The sequence below is a fragment of the Nostoc sp. JL34 genome, assembly GCF_017114945.1.
Lineage (GTDB): Bacteria > Cyanobacteriota > Cyanobacteriia > Cyanobacteriales > Nostocaceae > Nostoc.
On the sequence record NZ_JABXKQ010000175.1, the window covers coordinates 96040 to 115768 of the forward strand.

Annotated in this window: 20 protein-coding genes; 11 read left to right on the top strand and 9 right to left on the bottom strand. The window is 42.7% G+C overall.

Translation table 11 applies throughout. The features are described from left to right. Positions 1–142: 142 nt before the first annotated feature. The 7 genes from HWQ44_RS31660 to HWQ44_RS31690 all read right to left on the bottom strand — a co-directional run bounded on the left by HWQ44_RS31660 (position 143) and on the right by HWQ44_RS31690 (position 6372). Positions 143–1150, bottom strand: a complete 1008-nt coding sequence (locus HWQ44_RS31660; protein WP_292726160.1) for a phycobilisome rod-core linker polypeptide — start codon at positions 1148–1150, stop codon at positions 143–145. A gap of 345 nt (positions 1151–1495) precedes the next feature. Further along, a complete protein-coding gene (locus tag HWQ44_RS31665) occupies positions 1496–1834 on the bottom strand; it encodes a CpeR family transcriptional regulator (RefSeq protein WP_292726162.1) in 339 nt (112 codons plus the stop codon). Continuing rightward, positions 1828–2457: a chromophore lyase CpcT/CpeT gene (locus tag HWQ44_RS31670; protein ID WP_292726164.1), complete on the bottom strand. Its 630-nt coding sequence runs from the start codon at positions 2455–2457 to the stop codon at positions 1828–1830. The genes HWQ44_RS31665 and HWQ44_RS31670 overlap by 7 nt, the downstream gene beginning before the upstream one ends. Positions 2458–2516: 59 nt before the next feature. After that, a complete protein-coding gene (locus HWQ44_RS31675) occupies positions 2517–3053 on the bottom strand; it encodes a phycobiliprotein lyase (protein WP_292726166.1) in 537 nt (178 codons plus the stop codon). 186 nt (positions 3054–3239) lie between these two features. Beyond that, positions 3240–3998, bottom strand: coding sequence for a phycobilisome rod-core linker polypeptide (locus tag HWQ44_RS31680; RefSeq protein ID WP_292726168.1), 759 nt, complete (start codon positions 3996–3998; stop codon positions 3240–3242). 464 nt (positions 3999–4462) lie between these two features. Next, a complete protein-coding gene (locus HWQ44_RS31685; protein ID WP_292726170.1) occupies positions 4463–5326 on the bottom strand; it encodes a phycobilisome linker polypeptide in 864 nt (287 codons plus the stop codon). Between the two features lie 446 nt (positions 5327–5772). Further along, positions 5773–6372: a phycobilisome protein gene (locus HWQ44_RS31690; protein ID WP_292726171.1), complete on the bottom strand. Its 600-nt coding sequence runs from the start codon at positions 6370–6372 to the stop codon at positions 5773–5775. Between the two features lie 204 nt (positions 6373–6576). On the opposite strand from HWQ44_RS31690, the gene HWQ44_RS31695 reads away from it, so the two are divergent. Together HWQ44_RS31695 and HWQ44_RS31700 are read left to right on the top strand one after the other, a co-directional pair. After that, positions 6577–7239: a HEAT repeat domain-containing protein gene (locus HWQ44_RS31695; RefSeq protein WP_292726174.1), complete on the top strand. Its 663-nt coding sequence runs from the start codon at positions 6577–6579 to the stop codon at positions 7237–7239. Between the two features lie 275 nt (positions 7240–7514). Further along, a complete protein-coding gene (locus HWQ44_RS31700) occupies positions 7515–7715 on the top strand; it encodes a hypothetical protein (protein ID WP_289798828.1) in 201 nt (66 codons plus the stop codon). Positions 7716–7832: 117 nt separating this feature from the next. Here HWQ44_RS31700 and HWQ44_RS31705 read toward each other — a convergent pair whose 3' ends face one another. Further along, positions 7833–8657, bottom strand: coding sequence for a pentapeptide repeat-containing protein (locus HWQ44_RS31705; protein ID WP_292726177.1), 825 nt, complete (start codon positions 8655–8657; stop codon positions 7833–7835). Between the two features lie 116 nt (positions 8658–8773). Between HWQ44_RS31705 and HWQ44_RS31710 the strand changes: the two genes are divergently transcribed. Continuing rightward, a complete protein-coding gene (locus tag HWQ44_RS31710; protein ID WP_292726179.1) occupies positions 8774–9352 on the top strand; it encodes a phycobiliprotein lyase in 579 nt (192 codons plus the stop codon). Here the strand turns inward: HWQ44_RS31710 and HWQ44_RS31715 are convergent. Beyond that, the gene (locus tag HWQ44_RS31715; RefSeq protein ID WP_292726181.1) at positions 9342–9554 is read right to left on the bottom strand and encodes a hypothetical protein; all 213 of its coding nucleotides are present in this window, start codon (positions 9552–9554) and stop codon (positions 9342–9344) included. The two genes, HWQ44_RS31710 and HWQ44_RS31715, sit on opposite strands and share 11 nt — an antisense overlap. An 86-nt stretch (positions 9555–9640) precedes the next feature. On the opposite strand from HWQ44_RS31715, the gene HWQ44_RS31720 reads away from it, so the two are divergent. From HWQ44_RS31720 to HWQ44_RS31755, 8 genes are all read left to right on the top strand, one after another. After that, positions 9641–10375, top strand: a complete 735-nt coding sequence (locus HWQ44_RS31720) for a 15,16-dihydrobiliverdin:ferredoxin oxidoreductase (RefSeq protein WP_292726183.1) — start codon at positions 9641–9643, stop codon at positions 10373–10375. A 69-nt stretch (positions 10376–10444) separates the two neighbouring features. After that, positions 10445–11191 (top strand): phycoerythrobilin:ferredoxin oxidoreductase, encoded by a 747-nt coding sequence (locus HWQ44_RS31725; RefSeq protein WP_292726185.1) that lies wholly within the window; start codon positions 10445–10447, stop codon positions 11189–11191. Between the two features lie 158 nt (positions 11192–11349). Beyond that, the gene (locus tag HWQ44_RS31730; RefSeq protein ID WP_292726186.1) at positions 11350–13014 is read left to right on the top strand and encodes a CocE/NonD family hydrolase; all 1665 of its coding nucleotides are present in this window, start codon (positions 11350–11352) and stop codon (positions 13012–13014) included. Continuing rightward, on the top strand, positions 13011–13160 hold the full coding sequence (locus tag HWQ44_RS31735; RefSeq protein WP_292726188.1) for a hypothetical protein: 150 nt from the start codon (positions 13011–13013) through the stop codon (positions 13158–13160). The genes HWQ44_RS31730 and HWQ44_RS31735 overlap by 4 nt, the downstream gene beginning before the upstream one ends. Positions 13161–14331: 1171 nt before the next feature. Further along, positions 14332–15561, top strand: a complete 1230-nt coding sequence (locus HWQ44_RS31740) for a sedoheptulose 7-phosphate cyclase (RefSeq protein WP_292726190.1) — start codon at positions 14332–14334, stop codon at positions 15559–15561. 4 nt (positions 15562–15565) lie between these two features. After that, on the top strand, positions 15566–16399 hold the full coding sequence (locus HWQ44_RS31745; protein ID WP_292726192.1) for a class I SAM-dependent methyltransferase: 834 nt from the start codon (positions 15566–15568) through the stop codon (positions 16397–16399). A gap of 91 nt (positions 16400–16490) precedes the next feature. Then, the gene (locus HWQ44_RS31750; RefSeq protein ID WP_292726194.1) at positions 16491–17888 is read left to right on the top strand and encodes an ATP-grasp domain-containing protein; all 1398 of its coding nucleotides are present in this window, start codon (positions 16491–16493) and stop codon (positions 17886–17888) included. Between the two features lie 545 nt (positions 17889–18433). After that, entirely contained in the window at positions 18434–19480 is a 1047-nt protein-coding gene (locus HWQ44_RS31755; RefSeq protein WP_292726196.1) for a D-alanine--D-alanine ligase, read from the top strand. Positions 19481–19729 lie beyond the last annotated feature (249 nt).

Here is a 19729-nt window from a genome sequence, read left to right on the forward strand (position 1 = left end):
TATTGCACCCAAGCGAGAACCGCTATAATTCAGATACTTTCTGATTATTTTTTGTTTCAAGCTGACTCGGAAAACATCAGGAAATAAAAGAGGTGAGTTAAGAAAAGCCTAACCCACCCCACAAAACTAAACAATAGAGAAATTAGCCATTAAAAACGCGACTGCGCCACTTATTTAACCGAGCTTCTCCAATTGTGGCAGACCGTCGAGAATCAGCAACTTGCTCTTGCAAAGCTGCAATCTGTTTTGCTTGCACGTCGGCTTGCTGTTGCAAAGATGTATATTCGCCTGTGCTAGTCACGGAACTAGAAGACTGCCAACTACTACTAAATTTTGTTGCACCGATGCTGGCAAAGGGTCGTAAGTCTGCTAGTTGTTGTTGCAAAGTTGCAATCTGGCTTTCTTGCTCTTGAATCTTTTGCCGCAAGTCTTGTTCGGCTGCTGTGCGAGCTGCAATAAATGGATTAACTGGAGCAGCAGTTTCTGGCTTGGGCTTGAATATTTCAGCAAGTATTGCACTAACATCTGTGGGTTTCAGTTTACCGTAAGCAGTGTTGGTAATTAGCGATCGCACCAGTTGAGGTTTATTATTCGTTGCAAGGTTCTTATCACTGCTAGAATTGCTCCGCACCAGTTGCAGCATATTGCTAAATTCCAATATCTTTTTGCCCGTTTGAGTTTTATAACCCCGGTAATATGGCACTATGTTATCCCCAAAGGCATCTGAATACTCGTCGCTATCAAGATAAGAATCAATATCCGCCTCAAAACCCGACTCATCTAGAATGTTGCTGTGATGTCTAGTCTCGGAGTAGTCATCGGGAGCGCGACCAAGCAGGTGCTTGAAGTTCAGTTCAATAGCACGGTAGCGGTAAACGTTATCAAAAAATCTGGAGCGATACAACTCTGATTTGGCAATTTGACGCACAAACTCACGCACATCGATTATGCCTTGCTTGAGTTGGGATTCTGGAACAATGAGCCGCTCACTTTCCATGATGTAGGCATTACCCAACACTTGCCGATAAACTGCCCGAATTACAATTTCAATGTCATCAGCTGAAGCGGTAGTCCACAGTTCGATGGGTTCAGTTTGGGGAAATGCTTGATATTGGCGTCGTCTGGTTTCGTCGTCTATGAAGGTCTGCATAGTTGGATTAGTGTGGGTAAAAGGGGCTAATTTGTCAAGTAAAAATAAAATTTCTGTAGTAGGATGGCAATACTAAATAGCAAAGCCATAACACACCCTACTTAAGATTTACTAATTACTGGGTCTTGATATAAATTATCAAGTTTTGGGGAGTTTTTTAGTTACATTTTCTAACAAACTTAGACGGCTAACTGTTAATAACTAACAGCTAATCATGATAAAAAATTAGCAATTAGACATTAACAATTAGCCGTCAACCCCCTTGGGGAGTATTTAAAATTCAAAACTTAATTTTGAATTGGAGTATAGATGCTTGTAAGCAGGATTCGCGCCCGATGCTAACTCTCAAGCCCGCTCATCAAATCTAGTGTAGAAACCACCGTATTTTATCCAGTATTGTTTCAAAGTATGATGAGGTGTATGTAAACTAGCTTTTGCTTGATATAAAATTACTTGGCGATGATCGCCCATCCAAATTTTATTAACCGGGTCAACGGATATTACTGTTCCTCCTAAAGAAGCCACACATTCAGAAAATCTTTCAATCGTTGTATATTCTAATGTCTCGAATATAAAAAAGTTACCCGAACAAATCAAATGGCGGCTGCGAATCCAGCAGCGCATCTTTTTTTCAGCCAATGGAGGCAACATTTTGGTTTTAACAGACTCAAGCAGAATCAACATAATGCGCTCACCGCACGTAATTCATCAGCAAAACTTTCCCGTTTTTCAAATTGTAATGGGCCAGCGGTAGATCCCCAGATTTGCTTGTGGGTTTCAATATCCATACCTTTATCTAGACTTATCCAAGTCTGCTCGGTTACTTCTACTTCACTGATAAGATATGTCTGGCATCCATTGCGTTTAATCAGGCATTGATTGCCCGGTTCCACACTGCCTCGAAACATTTCACCTTCTCGCTGGAAAACCATTGAACAGTGATAACGCCGTTCAATGCTTTCTGGGGTAATGGTTTTGAGGATATCTAATTCACGAGCAGCACCTGCATAAAGCATCTGGTCTTTCAAACTGTAATTTTCGATATAAATGCGCTCGCCTAAATCGACTAATTTATGTACTCCCTGGCGATAGGGTGTCCATAAATCGTGGTCATAAGCTTGTTCAGAATAAAAACCTATGGCAGAAAAAAATTCAATCGGTAAAGGGCGAAAATAAATGTGAATGTGGGCGTAAAGTTGCGGATTTGCAAAAGATTGCTTATAGTTGCTAAAATCTCCTGCCATCCAACAGGCTAAGGTGAGCAAATCGCTAGCGTTGGTGCTAGATTCACTGGGCGCTATCGTCATATTCAACCTCAGGAGTGACAAAACTAGATGATTCCTTTTATGTTCTAACCTGATATTTACTAACTGGTTAAATTTGACAAAGAGCGAATCTCGGAAGAAAAGGAAGCTGTTGTCACACCTTTACCATCACTGGTTTTAATCATCGCTACCCGAAATCGGAGATTTGGGTTAGCAAACCAAATTCGCTCCTCAGCAGCAGCGAGTTCATACTCTGTCAGCAAGGTAAAAATACCATCGTCACTCAGATGATATTTAGCCACTGCTGGGATTGTTTCGGCATATCCCTTGTCCCGCAGGAGTTTGCCTCTAGAAGGATTTTCTACATCGGGAATTGGCACTAGCACAGTACTACCAGAGATTGGTTTATCGTCCCAGTCTGACTCACCTTCCCAAGTCATCCGAAAGGGGTGGGTGATATTGGCTGTGTCAGTGTCATATAATTGACAGATTGCTAGCACCGCAGGATCATCGGTAGATAGAGACTCAATGTCAATGTTAGATAGTACTTCTTCAAAGTGGGCGAATGCTAAATGATGACCGCTACGCTGCGATCGCCATCGTCCAATTGAAAGTTCAAAGAATTCAGTAATTTCCATTAGAAAAGTGATCTTAAAAAAGTAGCTTAAAATCCAAGAGATATCTTGGCTAAAAAATTATTCTCCCAGTCTCTATACTAGCCTTCTTCACCACAACTGCATTTAGGAGTGCTGAGTGCTGAGTTAGAAGTTAGAAGTTATTATTTTCCCCCAGTCCCCAGTCCCCAGCCTCCTACTTAGACAAATTTAAGCAACTTCAGTGATACTGATGATTTTGCCGCCTGTCCGATGAATGTTTTGCACTTGCCCAGACAGTTGGTTGTAGTTAACTACATATTCGAGATTGCCCAGACGAGTACGGAGGTTAGCTGAACCTTTAACGGCCTTAATCAAGAAGCGTTTGTCGGTGCTGCTGACACTAGAACCGGCAGCGGGAGCCTTGATGGATGTGGGTAAATTGGAACCGACATCACTGATCAGTTTGGCTTTGCGATCGCTATCACTGCTAGCGAATCCTCTTAGTAAGGTAAAGGTGCGGTTAAAGCTAACATTCTTAATTCCTATTTGGGAGCTTGTGCTGCGAACATAAGGAACAATATTCTCGCCAAAATTCTGCTGATATTCGTTGCTATCGATATAGGATTCGATCTCAGCATCATAGCCCTGTTCGTTATAGATGCGGACGTGTTCGGCAATTTCTGCCTGATCGGCAGGAGGACGTCCTAGCAGGTGTTTGAAGTTCAGTTCAATGAACCGATACTGGGAAGAAGAGTTGAAAAACAGGGATTGATAAAGTTCTGATTTCGCAACGGTATTGACGAATTCACGGACGCTGATTTTGCGATCGCGCAATTGCGATTCAGCAGTGGCTAGTCGCTCACTTTCCAACAAGTGAGCATTACCCAAAACTTGTTTGTAAACGGCCCGAATCAGTGTTTGTAATTCACTTTCGCTGGTGTTGGGACGCAGCTCAACCGTAGGTGAATCAATAGCCCAAAGTGACATTGAAGTATCTCCTGAAAAACGCTAATTAAATGAAATTTCCGAGCATTCTACCTCTATAAGGGGTAAAATTTCCCATCAGTTGTCAGTTATTTTTGCTACTGACTAGCTTTTGTAAAACTTTAGTTTGTGAAAGTGCGTTAAATATCTTCGTATATCACAACTGATGGCGAAATTGGTCAAACCCCAGATCAGCGCTCTGGCTAACTTTTGATAAATCAGGATTTACGCAAACAATAGCCGAAAAGAATGATTTTCAAGTAGGGCAATTCATTTAGACGCATCCTCTTAGGTCGAAGCAAGCTATGCATAGCGTCTCGTGGAGAAGCGGCTTTTCGCAAGGTATTGCCAGCGCGTGAGTTTTGCGTAAGTCATAGAATGATCAACACGGGGGATTAAAGACTAGAAACTGAGTCCGGTGGAAATTATTTCCCAATCTCTAATCTCTAATCCCCAAATTCTATTCTTTAGTTGACAGGGGTAATACTGGCGATCGCACCACCTTGCTGGTGAATCCGCTGATATTCTTGTGAAAGCTTATTGTATGGCACGAAAAAGACTTGGTTACTGCGGCGAAACTTGGAAATGTTATTTACCACATTTGCCTTGTAGCCAGTGACTTCAATTCGGTAGACCTTGCCATCATCACCAGATCCCACACCTTGACGAGTGCGAGGAGTAGATGTCGGGTTGCGGAATGCAGCACCCTTGCTGGCTGGTGAAACCACAGGGGTAGGCGTGCTTTGAATTAGCAAACTGTTTAATTTTGGTTGTTTGCCAGCTAAGTCACCTTTGAGGCTGCTGCTAGAGGAACCACGAACTAGTTGGAACAAGTGGGTAAACTGAACCAAATTCTGGATAGCTTCGGTTTGGTAGCCCCGAATATAAGGCACAATGTTTTCCCCAAAAGTTTCTTGGTATTCGTCGCTGTCTAGATAAGAATCAATCTCACCCTCAAAGCCCTTGGTATCCAGAATAGTACTGTGTGTACGCGTTTCTTCTAGATCCAATGGCGCACGACCAAGGAAATGTCTGAAATTTAGTTCAATCGCCCGATAGCGAGGGGCGCTATCAAAAAACCGCGAACGGTAAAGTTCCGACTTCCCGACTTGACGCACAAATCCGCGAACGCTAATTTCACCCCGTTTGAGTTGGGATTCCGCAACGGAAAGCCGCTCACTCTCCATTACATAAGCATTACCTAGAACTTGCTTGTAGACGGATCTAATTACGGTTTCAACTTCCTCATTAGAGCGATTTGGCCACAGATCAATGGGATCGGTATCTTCAAACAGAGCGATCCCTAATCGTGATGCTGGTCCAAAAGCCATTTAAACTATCTCCCAGTTAACAACTAAATTTTATGAGAAGGATATTCAGCAAATGTTAAAAGACTTTACATCATTATGACAGAAGAGAGGATATGGAGACTTTAAATCCTTGTTAGTCTTGATGATTTAAGTTTTTGCATCGTTTGCCTTTATGTATTTTGATACGATGGCGAAACCATATTTATTAAAATTTGTTAAGTTAGATAATACTTTAGAAAAATTTTAACTTTTTTTTTAGTATCTGATTGGCAATTGGGATATAAGCGATGGTAGGGTTATATGCGCTTGAGCAAGAGTATTAATCATGCTCAGTTGCCGAAGCTCGTCTCAGTAAGTGGTCGAGAATAAATCAAACTATGTTACGCAATGTAAAACTAATGAAATTGGCTTATAGTAAGGAATTCAGCCATTAAAAGACGACTGAGTTCTTTACTACAAACCTTTAATTATTCACGCTCACTTGCTGATCGAATTTGGAAAGTAGCCAGTTGGCTGATTAAATGGTCAAAATAGGCAGCAAGAGTTTCCTCCTGATTGGCTTGGCAGCGTTTCAAACTAGCAGTTTTGATGCTTTTTAAGCCTAAAACCATTGCATCCAATGGAACTTGTAATTCTTGATAGAGCAAATTCATATAGTGCAGTCCTGAGGGATTCGTATACTCCGTGTGACCACCTGCTATGCCATAAGTAATACAGCGGAGAAAATGCCAAAAATCTCGCCAGCAAGCTTGGGCGCGTTCCGGTGGATAAAGACCGCCTCCAGGCTGGATAATTTCGGGATAAGTCGCCAAAACCTCTTGTCTGGCTTCATCAACGATTTCGGCTGCGCGATCGCGTAACAACACAGCAACAGGAATCAACTTAGAATTATCTGGTGACAAGGTTATAATCTGCAATAAATCTTCGTCGCCCAGGTAGCGAAAAGCATCATCCGCAGCTTGAAATATGGCGATCGCTGCTTTCGGATGGGACTGTTCCCATTCAGCAAAGCTGACAATTCTCGCTTTGGCTATTAATTCTTTAACGGTTTCGCTTAATTGAGTCATTGGTTTAGGGGATAGGGCATAGGGCATGGGGCATTGGGCATTGGGCTTGGGACAAGGGGGACAAATCAATTCAAAATTCAAAATTAAAGAACTTCTGCCTTCTCCCAAGGGGAGACGCTAAAAGCGATCTGCCTCCTGCCTCTTCTTTTCCAATGCCCAATGCCCAATGCCCTAAAATAAAGAATAGCTGTACCAAATGCACCTATGGAAATCCATAAAATCCAAGCTGAACTGAAGAACCCAGATTTTCACTATCGGCTGAAGGCGATCGCTGCCCTCAATGATTATGAATCAGAAGTTGCAGTTCCTCTGCTCACGAGTAAACTTCATGACTCAGAATTTTTGGTGCGTTCTTTTGTGGCTAGGGGTTTGGGGAATCAACAATCAGCGGAATCTTTTGCTGCGTTGATGCAAATTATGAAATTTGATGATACTCCCAACGTGCGGGCTGAGGCGGCAAATTCTTTATCGTTATTTGGCAGAGTTGCAGTTTCTCATCTAGTTCTGGCATATTATCAGGATGACCACTGGCTAGTTAGGCGGAGTATTTTGGCCGCGATCGCTGAAATGGATTGCCCTGAAGAACTATTTGATATCTGCGTTCAGGGTTTAAAAGATGAAGATTTTACAGTTCAGGAATCCTCTGTTGATGGACTCGCCTTACTAGCTGATTCTAGCCAACATGATGCGGCATTAGCTCAAATACTAACGTTGGTAAATGATGAATCTTGGCGGATGCGGGTGCGAGTTAGCTATGCCCTCAAACGATTTGACGAGCCGGAAGCAAAAGCAGCCCTGAACCAACTTAGACAGGATGAGGATCACCGAGTTGTCGGCGCTGCTTTAGAAGACTTGTTGCCACAATAGCGGTGTGGATTAGTTCAGAATTTTTTTGTGATCTAAACTTGTTTGAATTAGATATAGGAATCCGATTTGATTTCTGAATCACTCGTAGAGGTAAGGGACTGGGGACTGGGGACTGGGGACTGGGAAGAAGGAATAAAGGTGTACTGAGTTTTGTTCAAAAATCAAATATGAGTCTTATACAATATATTATTTTACCTTAAATTTGACAAAAATATCCGGTTAATCTGCCAAAATCTGGAAGAAAAGATCAACTTTTTCGAGATGAGGAGGCATTTGTGACTGATATACAAGCTGGTCAAATGACTTGGCGACTACCAGGTTCCTCAGAATGTGCCTTACATTTGCGGCATAATGCTTCGGAACCTTGGCGATCGTATAAAGAATTTCCACAATATGTTCTACCTGATCCGCCCGGTTTTTCCGAAGGATACGCTACATTTTTAGCGCTCCTGAAAAAGAACTGGCAGCCGTTGTAAACTCACTACAAAACAACTGGTCAAACAATTTTGGATTTTGGGTCGCTGGAAGCGCAACTGAGATTTTGGATTTATTTCGCTCACAAGGAGTGTAGCTTGCGCCTAAAATTGGCATGGTCAAGCACTCAAACTCTCACGGGTTGTTGTGCGGGTGTAGGCGTTCCAAACGTCGAGTTCTGAATGTGGACGGCTGGAAAGCATGGCTTTCGTTGCTTCTGTGAGTCCTTGAGCAAGAGTAAAATCTGCCCCAGCGATACTTTGAAGATGCTCCATCTCTGCATCACTGAGGTCAGTTGCTCGCAGGTCTGTATCCCGCAAATCGGCTCCAGTCAGTCGAGCATTTCGCAAGCAAGCTCCTGTCAAATAAGCTTTTGTCAGGTCAGCACCGCTCAAAGCCGCACCTTGCAAATTGGCTCCTGTCAAATCAGCGCCACTCAGGTAGGCTCCACGCAGATTAGCGTCTTGTAAATCTGCATTTCGTAAAGAAGCAGTATTGAGAAAAGCACCATTGAGATTAGCACCCGGCCCTACCGCTCCAGAAGCTTTGTAGTTATATTCTGGGGGCCATTGCGTTTGTGTATCATAAAGCGCTACTTGGAGTTTGGCTCCCTCCAAATTTGCACCACTGAGATTTGTTTGTTGGAGATCAGCACGGTTTAAATAGGCTCCCTGCAAATTAGCCCCACTCAAATCGGCTCCTCGCAGATTAGCACCTCGCAAATCAGCCCCACTCAAATCGACATTACTCAAGACCACCTCACTGAGGTCGGCTCCTAATAGCTTGGCTTTACTCAAGTTAGCTTGTTGGAAATCGACTTCCTTTAGATTGAATTGGTACAAATCGACCCAATCCAGAGGGATTCCTTTTTTGAGGGCTGTTAAGATTTCTGGAGTTGGACTGGGACGTTCGCTAGTAATAAGTTGAATTTCACTATTTGTCATCAGCTGATTAGAATATAACTTTTGGAGTTATTCTACACTTTAGCGAAATCGGGACTTCATCCGATCGCTCAGTATTCAATAACGCCAAAATTTGATCAAACGAGGTTTCAAAACAGATGCATATAATACCGCCTTTGACAATGATCGACTTTTTCCGTAAAAGTGAGGGTACATGGTTTACAGAACGCTCCGTTCATCATTTTGACTCGGCGGCGGATGAGTCGGGAGAGTCGAATTTGATCATTAAAGTCATGGAAAAGGATGATCCGAAAGTCCAAGAAGTTTGTAAAGCCCAAGGGATAGACCCGACTAAAGCAACAGGCGGTGCTAGCTTTGCATGGCAGGCTAACCTAGATACCAGGCTCCCTAATACCGATAATGCAGCCATTTTGGTTGATATTCCTGACGAAACGAGACGTTCTGGAAAACTGATCCGTAACCAAGGCTATGTTGAGAGCATTCCAGTTGTGAGCCGATATCAGTTTGCTGATGATGGGGTGCTGACGATTGATACTGACTATGACAACAATCAAGGTCAGGAACGTTGTTGGTTTATTACAGATGATTTTCGTGTCAGAGTCAGCACAGTACGAATGATGAACGGAATCAACTTGATGACTTATTGCTCTGAGCGTCGCTGTGTTTCTCAAGAAGTTCTGGAGCAAATGATCGGTCGCAATCATGCTAGGCGTTAGTGGGGATTGGGGATTGGGGATTGGGGATTGGGGATTGGGGACTGGGGACTGGGGACTGGGGATTGGGGACTGGGAAGAATAATCTAGAATACCTAATGACAAATAACCAATGACCAATGACCAATGACCAATGACCAATGCCCAATGACCAATGACCAATGACCAATGCCCAATGACCAATGACCAATGACCAATTCCCCATTAAGGAATGTTGCTTTGTTTCTCATAAATGAGACGTGCACGATCGCCATCACTTATTTTCATGCAAGGGTTAACAAATCATGCTCCATGTATAAGCCTTTCCTGGAATTTTTAGAAAAAGAGCTATTTCAGCGGTTTGATTTACAAAGTAGGGCCATTTCCCCTGGTTTGGAATTCAAAGTTAGCGATCGCGGCAGAAACCCAGCAACTATTCGCAGTTGGTGTCACCAATGTCAAGAGTTGCGGAAAATTCGCTATACCTACATTGATGCCGGAGAGAGTGCCCAAATTTTTAACAGTGTGGTTTATCCTAGTCATCACTATGATCTACCTCTGTTAGGGATTGACTTTTTATCCTTTGGTAAAGTCAAAAATCTGATTGTGCTTGACTTTCAGCCTTTATTTCAGGATGAAGCTTATCAAAAAAAATATATAGTTCCGCTAAAATCTCTCCATGATAAATACCCTGATTTGGCACAAAACTTAGAAATGAAGTTTTACGATGCCAACCAGTATTTTTCTAAGTACCTATTGTTTGCTAAAACAGATCCTGAAACAGTGGCAACGCGTGTCTTTGAAGCTTTTCAGGATTATTTAAACTTGTATTGGCAAATGTTAGCAGATGCCAAACCACTCCAAGACCCTGAAGATATCCAGCGGATTGTCAAAGCCCAAAAAGACTATGACCAATATAGTGCAGACCGCGATCCAGCATCTGGTTTGTTTAGCAGTTACTTTGGTCATGAATGGGCAGAGCGCTTTCTCCATGAATTCTTGTTTGAAGATGCTGTTCCCCTAGCAGTTAGTGGTAGCAAAAGATAACCGAATGAAAAAGGGTATTGGGGATTATTAATTTTGAATGCGTGAATTTTGAATTCGGAGCAAAGCGACGTGACACTCTATCAGCCATTTCTCGATTATGCGATCGCCTACATGCGATCGCGCTTGGATTTACAGCCCTATCCTATCCCCGCTGGGTTTGAGTCCAAGAGTGCTGTTGTGGGCAAGGGAAAGAATCAGGAAGAGGTTGTCACAACAAGTTATGCCTTTCAAACTTCAAAATTGCGGCAAATTCGTGCCGCTCATGTACAGGGTGGCAATTCGCTGCAAGTACTGAATTTTGTGATTTTCCCCCGCCTCAACTACGATTTACCATTTTTTGGGGCGGATCTGGTGACATTACCCGGAGGACATCTGATTGCTTTGGATATGCAGCCTCTATTTCGCGATGATCCAGCATATCAGGCGAAATATACTGAACCAATTCTGCCGATTTTCCACGCCCATCAACAACATCTGTCTTGGGGCGGAGATTTTCCCGAAGAAGCACAGCCCTTTTTCTCTCCGGCTTTTCTGTGGACTCGTCCCCAAGAAACGGCTGTAGTAGAAACTCAGGTGTTTGCTGCTTTCAAAGACTATTTGAAAGCTTATCTAGATTTCGTGGAGCAGGCAGAAGCTGTAACAGATTCCCAAAATTTAGCAGCCATTGAGCAAGCCCAACTGCGATACCTGCGATATCGGGCTGAAAAAGACCCAGCACGAGGCATGTTCAAACGTTTCTATGGTGCGGAATGGACTGAGGAATATATTCACGGCTTTTTATTTGACCTAGAGAGAAAATTAGCAGCTATTAACTAGACAAATTCGGTTAAGAAATTAAGCAGGGGAGGCAGGGGAGACAAGGGGAGCAGGAGGAGCAGGGGAGAAAAAAATGCTTATCCGAGTAGTGTGCCCAAGCAACAGCGAAGCGATCGCTGCATAGTTTACCTGTTTTTGAAATTCCCCCGATCGTATTCATGCTCAAAGTCCTTCCCAAACAAACTGCCTCCATGCACACTCGTGATCGAGTCCGCTTGGATGCAGACATCTATCGTCCCGATGCTGATGGTGAGTTTCCTGTCTTATTGATGCGACAACCCTACGGACGAGCGATCGCATCCACTGTTGTCTATGCCCATCCTACTTGGTATGCTGCCCACGGCTACATCGTAGTCATTCAAGATGTCCGAGGACGTGGCACTTCTGAAGGCGAGTTTCAGCTATTTACTCACGAAATTACAGATGGCGAAGATGCCGTAAATTGGGCGGCAAATCTACCTTCTAGCAATGGCAAAGTTGGTATGTATGGCTTTTCCTATCAAGGAATGACTCAGCTATATGCCGCAGTTAATCAACCCAGCGCCCTCACAACGATTTGCCCTGCCATGATTGGCTATGATTTGTACACAGATTGGGCTTATGAAGGAGGCGCATTCTGTTTACAAACTAATCTCGCTTGGGCAATTCAACTAGCTACAGAAAGCGCCCGTTTGCGAGGAGATAAAACAGCCTATCAAGCCTTGTTTGCCGCTTCTCGAAATTTGCCTTTGACTAATCTAGAAATTCTCCAGCAACTTGCTCCTGATTCGTTTTACCATGAATGGCTGGCACATTCCCAACCAGATGCATACTGGGAAAAACTTTCGCCTAAACAGCACTTGCAATCTGTTGATTTGCCTATGTTCCATATCGGAGGATGGTTTGACACCTACCTGCGCGGCACTTTGCATTTATATCAGGATATGGCAGCCCGTAGCACTACACCCCAACATTTGCTAGTTGGGCCTTGGGCGCATTTGCCTTGGGGTCGTAAAGTTGGTGAAATTGACTTTGGTATAAAAGCGGCGAGTCCTGTAGATAAGATGCAAGTCCGCTGGTTTGATCAGTTTCTCAAAGGCGAAAATACAGGTTTATTGGATGAATCACCTGTTTGCCTATTCGAGATGGGAAGTAATTTGTGGCGTACCTTCTCCAATTTACCTACACCAACAGACAAATCCTATTTTTTGTCAACAAGCGGACTTGCCAGCATCCGCGAAGACTCTGGAACTCTTACTACTCAAAGCTCAGAACTCAGCACCCATGACTATTTGGTTCATGACCCTTGGCGACCAGTTCCAGCTCTGGGTGGTCATGCAGCAATTCCTGCGGGTGTATTTGAGCGATCGCATATTGATTGCCGTTGCGATATCTTAACTTACACTAGTGAACCCTTGGTAGAAAATTTACATTTGGCAGGAGATGTGGTGGCAAAAATCTCATGTACTGCCGATCAACCTAGTTATGATTTGTGTGCGGTGCTATCAGAAGTTTATCCTGATGGGTGCGTGTATAATTTGACCCAAGGTTATGTACATTGTCGAGACGGTGCAAGTAACATCTCTACAACAATTCAACTGCAACCGACTTGTGTGCAAATTGCCAAAGGTAACGCCTTGCGTCTAAGTTTAAGTGCGGCGTGCTTTCCAGCCTATGCGATGAATTCTGGAACCGGTGCAGTCATAAGTAGCGACAATTTACGAGATGCCCAAATTATCACGTTGACTGTGAATTGTGGAGGTGAGGGTAATTCTCAGATTTTATTACCTGACTGTTGTGGCGAAAGCTTTGGAATCGAGAGTCAAAATAGACGACACAAATGAAAAAACGGCAAGCAGCATCTAGAAACCGCCTCTTTGAGCAGAAAGAATCTTACCTGTTATGCTTTAACGCTTTCGCAAGAGAAGCTTTTCATCGACGGCAGGGAATTTTACCACTGGTAAATGCCCCAAATATCGCTGCTATATAAAATATCTATCTTTAGACATACTTTTTTTAAAATATTTGCTTGCTCAGTACACTTCGGATGGTGGATTGACTTAAATATATTTAAATATATTATGATTTGTATAGCTCTAATGTTATGATTTGTATTGAGCTTTTAAGTTACTAACCAGTAAATCTTTGCTGGTTTAAGCTAAAGCAACCTAATTTAGATAGAACTAGAAGGCCAATTCAAGCAAACTTAGAAATTTTTTCATACACAACCGTTCCTTAATAAAGTTAAAGTTTTGTTACTAGTAATTCAGATATACTTAAATTCTGAATTTTCAAGAGTTACTGAGGTAGGTATGTTCAATACTGAGCATTAACTTGACCGAATTGAAAAGAGATTCTACTGTCATTCTGCATAGAGTGTAGTGATTCATATTTGTTTTTAGCCATTTTATGGTTTGAGACTAATGCTCAAAAATAGCTAGCTGAGGATTAATTATTCCTCCATCTAAAATGTCAGCCTGGAGATAGACAATAATAGACAAGTATGAATAGTTTACTAAGATAAGAGTTTTGGAAAGTCTAACGGTCAGAAAGTTACTAGAGACAAACATAGTGGAGTTAACGAAAATTCAGATAAACTCCCTAAAAGTCTACTGTGATTCTGAACCAAATAAAATGTAGAGAATTTAGTGATATAAGGTTTGATACTAATGCTAAAGAACAGCGAACTAACGATTAATCAGGGTTCTAATCTTAAATTGAAACTTGGAGATCAACGATACGAACAGTTTTCTCGCGTAGAATTTTTGCGGGATCGTACAGTTGGAAAGCCATTAGGTTAAACATAGTGGAATAAATCTTAATTACGATTAAGATGAACTTCCCAAATTTCAAGTCAACAATCCCGGAATAAACAGGCAAGTATTATGCCAAGATATTACTAGTGGGGCTAGTTGGCTAGCTTGAGGTTAAGGCGAATTAAAGGTTAACCCACTTACAGAATTTACTCAAATGAATGGTGTTGTTTAATAACATTGCCAGTCAGCCATAAGCGTTGGCTTTTGATTGAAAGCTAACTTTGTCATGCCTTTAATCTCAAACAATAAAGAGCATAATTTGTTTCTGGCGTGCATTTGGGTAAATCGCAATTATTACCGGAATCTCTCAATTTTTCAGTTGCAATAAATACAAGGTCAACAGACATGAATAAAGTTCAAGCATCCTTTGAAGCTACGGAAGCTGCATTTCACGTGCAAGGTTACGAAAAAATCGATTTTAGTCTTGTCTATGTGAACGGTGCATTTGATATTAACAACAGAGAAATAGCAGATAGCTATGCGAAATTTGGTCGCTGTCTGACTGTAATTGATGCCAACGTCCATGAACTTTATGGCAATCAGATCAGGTCATATTTTAGACACTATGACATTGATCTCACAGTATTTCCCATCATCATTACAGAGCCAGATAAAACCCTTGCAAGCTTTGAGAAAATTATTGACGCTTTTTCGGACTTTGGCTTAGTTCGTAAGGAACCAGTCTTAGTCGTCGGTGGTGGTTTAATTACTGATGTGGCTGGGTTTGCTTGTGCTGCTTACCGTCGCAAGAGTAATTTCATCCGCATTCCTACCACATTGATTGGTTTAATCGATGCAGGTGTAGCGATTAAAGTTGCAGTTAATCATCGCAAGTTGAAAAATCGCTTGGGAGCATATCATGCACCTTTGAAAGTGATCCTGGATTTCTCATTTTTGAAAACCTTGCCAACGGCTCAAGTCCGTAATGGGATGGCAGAGTTAGTAAAAATCGCTGTAGTTTCTAACTCGCAAGTTTTTGAACTGCTATACGAATATGGCGAAGAACTTCTTTCCACTCACTTTGGACACGTGAATGGGACACCGGAACTCAAAGAAATTGCCCATAAACTCAACTATGAGGCAATCAAAACCATGCTGGAGTTAGAAACTCCAAACTTGCATGAAATAGACCTCGATCGCGTCATTGCCTACGGTCACACTTGGAGTCCTACCCTAGAATTAGCGCCTCACATACCTCTATATCATGGTCATGCCGTCAATATAGATATGGCTTTGTCTGCAACTATTGCAGCACAACGAGGCTATATTCCAACAGGAGAGCGCGATCGCATCCTAGACTTAATGAGTCGTATCGGTCTATCACTCGATCATCCTCTACTAGATGGTGATTTACTGTGGGATGCAACCCAGTCTATTAGCTTGACACGAGATGGCAAACAACGCGCAGCTATGCCTCGTCCCATTGGTGAGTGCTTCTTTGCTAACGATCTGACTCGTGAAGAACTAGATGCTGCCTTAGCTGAACATAAACATCTTTGTGCTAAATACCCTCGCGGTGGAGAAGGCGTTGACGCTTACATTGAAAGTCAAGAAGCCAAACTCTTGGGAGTGTGAAGAAATGACAAGTGTTTTAGGACGAGAAACAGCTAGACCAATAACGCCACACAGCATCTTAGTAGCCCAGCTACAGCAAACCCTCAAATTAGCAGAAGAGAGCAATATTCCCGTAGAGATATTAGATTCTCTCCGTCAGGGAGTTCAATTAGCCGCGGGTTTAGATCCCTATCTAGATGATTACACCACCCCGGAATCGAATGCATTGACAGCATTGGCGCAAAAAACCAGCACAGAAGACTGGAGCAAACGTTTCAGCGATGGTGAAACAGTGCGTCAACTAGAACAAGAGATGTTGTCAGGACATCTGGAAGGACAGACATTGAAAATGTTTGTTCACATGACCAAGGCAAAGCGCATCCTAGAAGTAGGAATGTTCACAGGATATTCAGCCTTGGCAATGGCAGAGGCACTACCAAGGGATGGGCAACTCATCGGTTGTGAAGTTGACTCCTATGTAGCTCAATTTGCTCAAGCTTGCTTTAGTGAATCTCCCCACGGCAACAAAATCGTTGTGGAAGTAGCACCTGCCTTAGAGACACTCCACAAGCTCGCTGCAAGAAAAGAATCATTTGATCTGATCTTCATCGATGCCGATAAAAAGGAGTATGTAGAATACTTCCAGACCATCTTGGCTAGTGACTTGCTAGCTCCTGAAGGGTTAATCTGCGTGGATAACACTTTGTTGCAAGGACAAGTTTACCTACCATCGGAACAACGCACTGCCAATGGTGAAGCGATCGCTCTGTTCAACCGTGTTGTCGCCGCCGATCCTCGTGTAGAGCAGGTTCTGTTACCCATCCGAGATGGTGTCACCCTAATTAGACGTGTGACGTAATCGGGGGATAAGGGGACAAGGGGACAATTCTTTCTCCCCCTGCTCCCCCTGCCTCCCCTGCCTCCCCTGCTCTTTCTACTTTCAAAGACTTATGACACAATCAATCTCCTTATCTCTGCCTCAATCTACAACGCCCTCGACAGGTGTCAGGGTAAAGGTAGTAGCTCTATTCAAGACTCTCGGTACTCTGACATTATTACTAATAGCCTTGCCGTTCAATGCTTTGATAGTATTGATATCTTTGCTGTGGGGCATTGTAAAATCGCCGTTTACGAAAAAAGCTATCGTAGCTGCTCATCCTCAGACTATCTTGGTGAGTGGAGCCAAGATGACCAAAGCATTGCAACTTGCCCGCTCCTTCCATGCCGCAGGACACAGAGTTATTTTGATTGAAGGTCACAAATACTGGTTGTCTGGTCATAGATTTTCAAAGGCTGTCAGTCGTTTTTACACAGTTCCTGCTCCCCAAGAAGATCCAGAAGGCTATATCCAGGCGCTAGTAGAAATCGTTAAGCAAGAAAAGGTTGACGTTTACGTACCTGTATGCAGTCCTGTAGCTAGTTACTACGACTCTTTAGCAAAGCCTGCATTATCAGAATACTGCGAAGTTTTCCACTTTGATGCAGATGTAACCAAGATGTTGGATGATAAATTTGCCTTTACCGATCAGGCGCGATCGCTTGGTTTATCTGTCCCCAAGTCATTTAAAATCACAGATCCTCAACAAGTTATTAACTTTGACTTTAGTCAAGAAACCCGCAAATATATTCTTAAAAGTATTAATTACGACTCTGTTCGCCGCTTAAATTTAACCAAACTTCCTTGCGACACTCCAGAAGAGACAGCAGCTTTTGTCAACAGTTTACCCATCAGTCCAGAAAAACCTTGGATTATGCAAGAGTTTATTCCTGGCAAAGAATTATGCACTCATAGTACAGTGCGGGACGGGGAATTAAGATTGCATTGCTGTTCAAACTCTTCTGCGTTTCAAATTAATTACGAAAACGTCGAAAATCCCCAAGTCCGTGAATGGGTGCAACACTTTGTCAATCGTTTGGGATTGACTGGACAAGTATCTTTCGACTTTATCCAAGCTGAAGACGGTACAGCTTATGCTATTGAATGCAATCCTCGCACGCATTCAGCAATCACAATGTTCTACAATCACCCTGGGGTTGCAGACGCCTATTTTGGTAAAACTCCCCTAGATGCACCTCTAGAACCCCTAGCTAGTAGCAAGCCCACCTACTGGATATATCACGAAATCTGGCGACTAACTGGTATCCGTTCCTGGAAACAACTACAAACATCGATTAAAACCATAGTGCGAGGAACGGATGCCATTTACTACCTTGATGATCCCGTGCCATTTTTGACTTTGCATCACTGGCAGATTCCTTTACTTCTGCTGAAAAATCTGCAACAACTCAAAGGCTGGGTAAAAATAGACTTCAACATTGGCAAACTAGTTGAATTAGGTGGCGATTAGAAAACTATTTTCATCTTTGTGTCTTAGTGTTTCATCACAAAGGCACAAAGAAAAAAGGCGTTGCTGAATCAAGGGATGATTCTTGTAGGGCGGGCGAGACGCCATAGGTGTCAAGTTAAGCTCAAACTTCCTATGTCAATAAGCATTTAGGCTTAAAAATTCGGTTTGAAAGGGACAAAAAACGAACTTTTTCATGGACTATTAATGCTTTGTTTATTAGCATCACTCCCAGCTTGCGTATAAAAGTCAGAAAAAAGTTCACCTTTATACTTCGTTCCTAACAAAACCTATCGTTGACAAATAGGTTTTAACCTTAAGTTGACACTAATGGCGAGACGCCCACCCTAAAATACAAAGGACGCGCAAGATGCCCATCCCACAAAACTAGCAAAATCATCCCGCAAATATGCAACGCCCGCCAGAAAAAATTACATCCAATTTTAATTTTGATTATTTAGTGTTAACTTTCTTCAACATTTAGATTAATTTCTGTTGATTTTAAGGCGATCGCCTACTTCTCAAAACAATACATAGGAAGATAAATCATGCCAGTACTTCGTATCCTTCATTTAGTTGGGTCTGCACACAATGATTTTTACTGTGATTTGTCACGCCTTTACGCCCAAGACTGTCTAGCAGGAACAGTTGATCGATCGCGCTATGACTTCCAGATTGCATACATCACACCCGATCGCCACTGGCGATTTCCTCCCTCGCTCAGTCCTGAAGATATTGCTGATACCAAACCGATTCCTCTGTCTGATGCCATACAGTTTATAACAGCGCAAAACATTGACCTCGTGTTACCACAAATGTTTTGTATCCCTGGAATGACTGAATACCGCGCTTTATTCGATCTGCTCCAGATTCCTTACATAGGGAATACTCCAGATATCATGGCAATAACGGCCCATAAAGCCAGAACTAAAGCAATTGTGGAAGCAGCAGGGGTAAAAGTGCCTCATGGAGAACTACTTCGCCAAGGAGATGTTCCAACAATTACACCTCCAGCAATCATTAAACCCGTAAGTTCCGACAACTCCTTAGGGGTGACCTTAGTCAAAGAGGCTAGTGACTATGATGCTGCTCTGAAGAAAGCATTTGAATATGCAGATGAGGTGATCGTAGAAGCATTCATCGAACTAGGTCGAGAAGTCAGATGCGGCATCATTGTCAAAGACGGGGAGCTAGTGGATTTACCCCTTGAAGAGTATCTGTTAGACTCCCACGAAAAACCCATCCGCAACCATGCTGATAAACTCAAACAAACGGACGATGGCAACTTGGGTTTTGCTGCTAAAGATAATAAGAAGTCTTGGATCGTAGACCCTAACGACCCAATTACCCGAAAGGTTCAGCAAGTGGCTAAGAAGTGTCATCAGGCTTTGGGCTGTCGCCACTACAGTTTATTTGACTTCCGAATCGACCCACAGGGAGAACCTTGGTTCTTAGAAGCCGGGTTGTATTGTTCTTTTGCCCCCAAAAGCGTGATTTCCTCTATGGCGAAAGCAGTGGGAATCCCTATAAATGAGTTATTAATGATGGCTATCAATGAAACGTTGGGCAGTAATAAAAAGGCGTTGCAGAATTGATCGTAAATTTATCGGCAGAGGTTTTTCTCTTTGTAGTGGATAGAGAAGCGATCGCTTCTTTATGAGACGATACGCGTAGCTTGCTTCCCTGTTCGTGCAGCGTCTCGTAAGAAAGAGGTACGCCAAGTCCAAACACTCTGCAAAAATTTTTAGTTCATAAATTATTTTCCAAGACTCAAAGCAATTGCCTTCTCTTATTTTCTCCTGTGAAAGATGCTAATCCTTTCTGAGAAAAATCTTTTTAAGAGC

What these genes read in the sequence shown, in the direction of transcription:
- HWQ44_RS31660 (WP_292726160.1), bottom strand. Translation starts at nt 1,150, where the DNA reads ATGCAGACCTTCATAGACGACGAAACCAGACGACGCCAATATCAAGCA.
- HWQ44_RS31665 (WP_292726162.1), bottom strand. Translation starts at nt 1,834, where the DNA reads ATGTTGATTCTGCTTGAGTCTGTTAAAACCAAAATGTTGCCTCCATTG.
- HWQ44_RS31670 (WP_292726164.1), bottom strand. Translation starts at nt 2,457, where the DNA reads ATGACGATAGCGCCCAGTGAATCTAGCACCAACGCTAGCGATTTGCTC.
- HWQ44_RS31675 (WP_292726166.1), bottom strand. Translation starts at nt 3,053, where the DNA reads ATGGAAATTACTGAATTCTTTGAACTTTCAATTGGACGATGGCGATCG.
- HWQ44_RS31680 (WP_292726168.1), bottom strand. Translation starts at nt 3,998, where the DNA reads ATGTCACTTTGGGCTATTGATTCACCTACGGTTGAGCTGCGTCCCAAC.
- HWQ44_RS31685 (WP_292726170.1), bottom strand. Translation starts at nt 5,326, where the DNA reads ATGGCTTTTGGACCAGCATCACGATTAGGGATCGCTCTGTTTGAAGAT.
- HWQ44_RS31690 (WP_292726171.1), bottom strand. Translation starts at nt 6,372, where the DNA reads ATGACTCAATTAAGCGAAACCGTTAAAGAATTAATAGCCAAAGCGAGA.
- HWQ44_RS31695 (WP_292726174.1), top strand. Translation starts at nt 6,577, where the DNA reads ATGGAAATCCATAAAATCCAAGCTGAACTGAAGAACCCAGATTTTCAC.
- HWQ44_RS31705 (WP_292726177.1), bottom strand. Translation starts at nt 8,657, where the DNA reads ATGACAAATAGTGAAATTCAACTTATTACTAGCGAACGTCCCAGTCCA.
- HWQ44_RS31710 (WP_292726179.1), top strand. Translation starts at nt 8,774, where the DNA reads ATGCATATAATACCGCCTTTGACAATGATCGACTTTTTCCGTAAAAGT.
- HWQ44_RS31715 (WP_292726181.1), bottom strand. Translation starts at nt 9,554, where the DNA reads ATGGGGAATTGGTCATTGGTCATTGGTCATTGGGCATTGGTCATTGGT.
- HWQ44_RS31720 (WP_292726183.1), top strand. Translation starts at nt 9,641, where the DNA reads ATGTATAAGCCTTTCCTGGAATTTTTAGAAAAAGAGCTATTTCAGCGG.
- HWQ44_RS31730 (WP_292726186.1), top strand. Translation starts at nt 11,350, where the DNA reads ATGCTCAAAGTCCTTCCCAAACAAACTGCCTCCATGCACACTCGTGAT.
- HWQ44_RS31735 (WP_292726188.1), top strand. Translation starts at nt 13,011, where the DNA reads ATGAAAAAACGGCAAGCAGCATCTAGAAACCGCCTCTTTGAGCAGAAA.
- HWQ44_RS31740 (WP_292726190.1), top strand. Translation starts at nt 14,332, where the DNA reads ATGAATAAAGTTCAAGCATCCTTTGAAGCTACGGAAGCTGCATTTCAC.
- HWQ44_RS31745 (WP_292726192.1), top strand. Translation starts at nt 15,566, where the DNA reads ATGACAAGTGTTTTAGGACGAGAAACAGCTAGACCAATAACGCCACAC.
- HWQ44_RS31750 (WP_292726194.1), top strand. Translation starts at nt 16,491, where the DNA reads ATGACACAATCAATCTCCTTATCTCTGCCTCAATCTACAACGCCCTCG.
- HWQ44_RS31755 (WP_292726196.1), top strand. Translation starts at nt 18,434, where the DNA reads ATGCCAGTACTTCGTATCCTTCATTTAGTTGGGTCTGCACACAATGAT.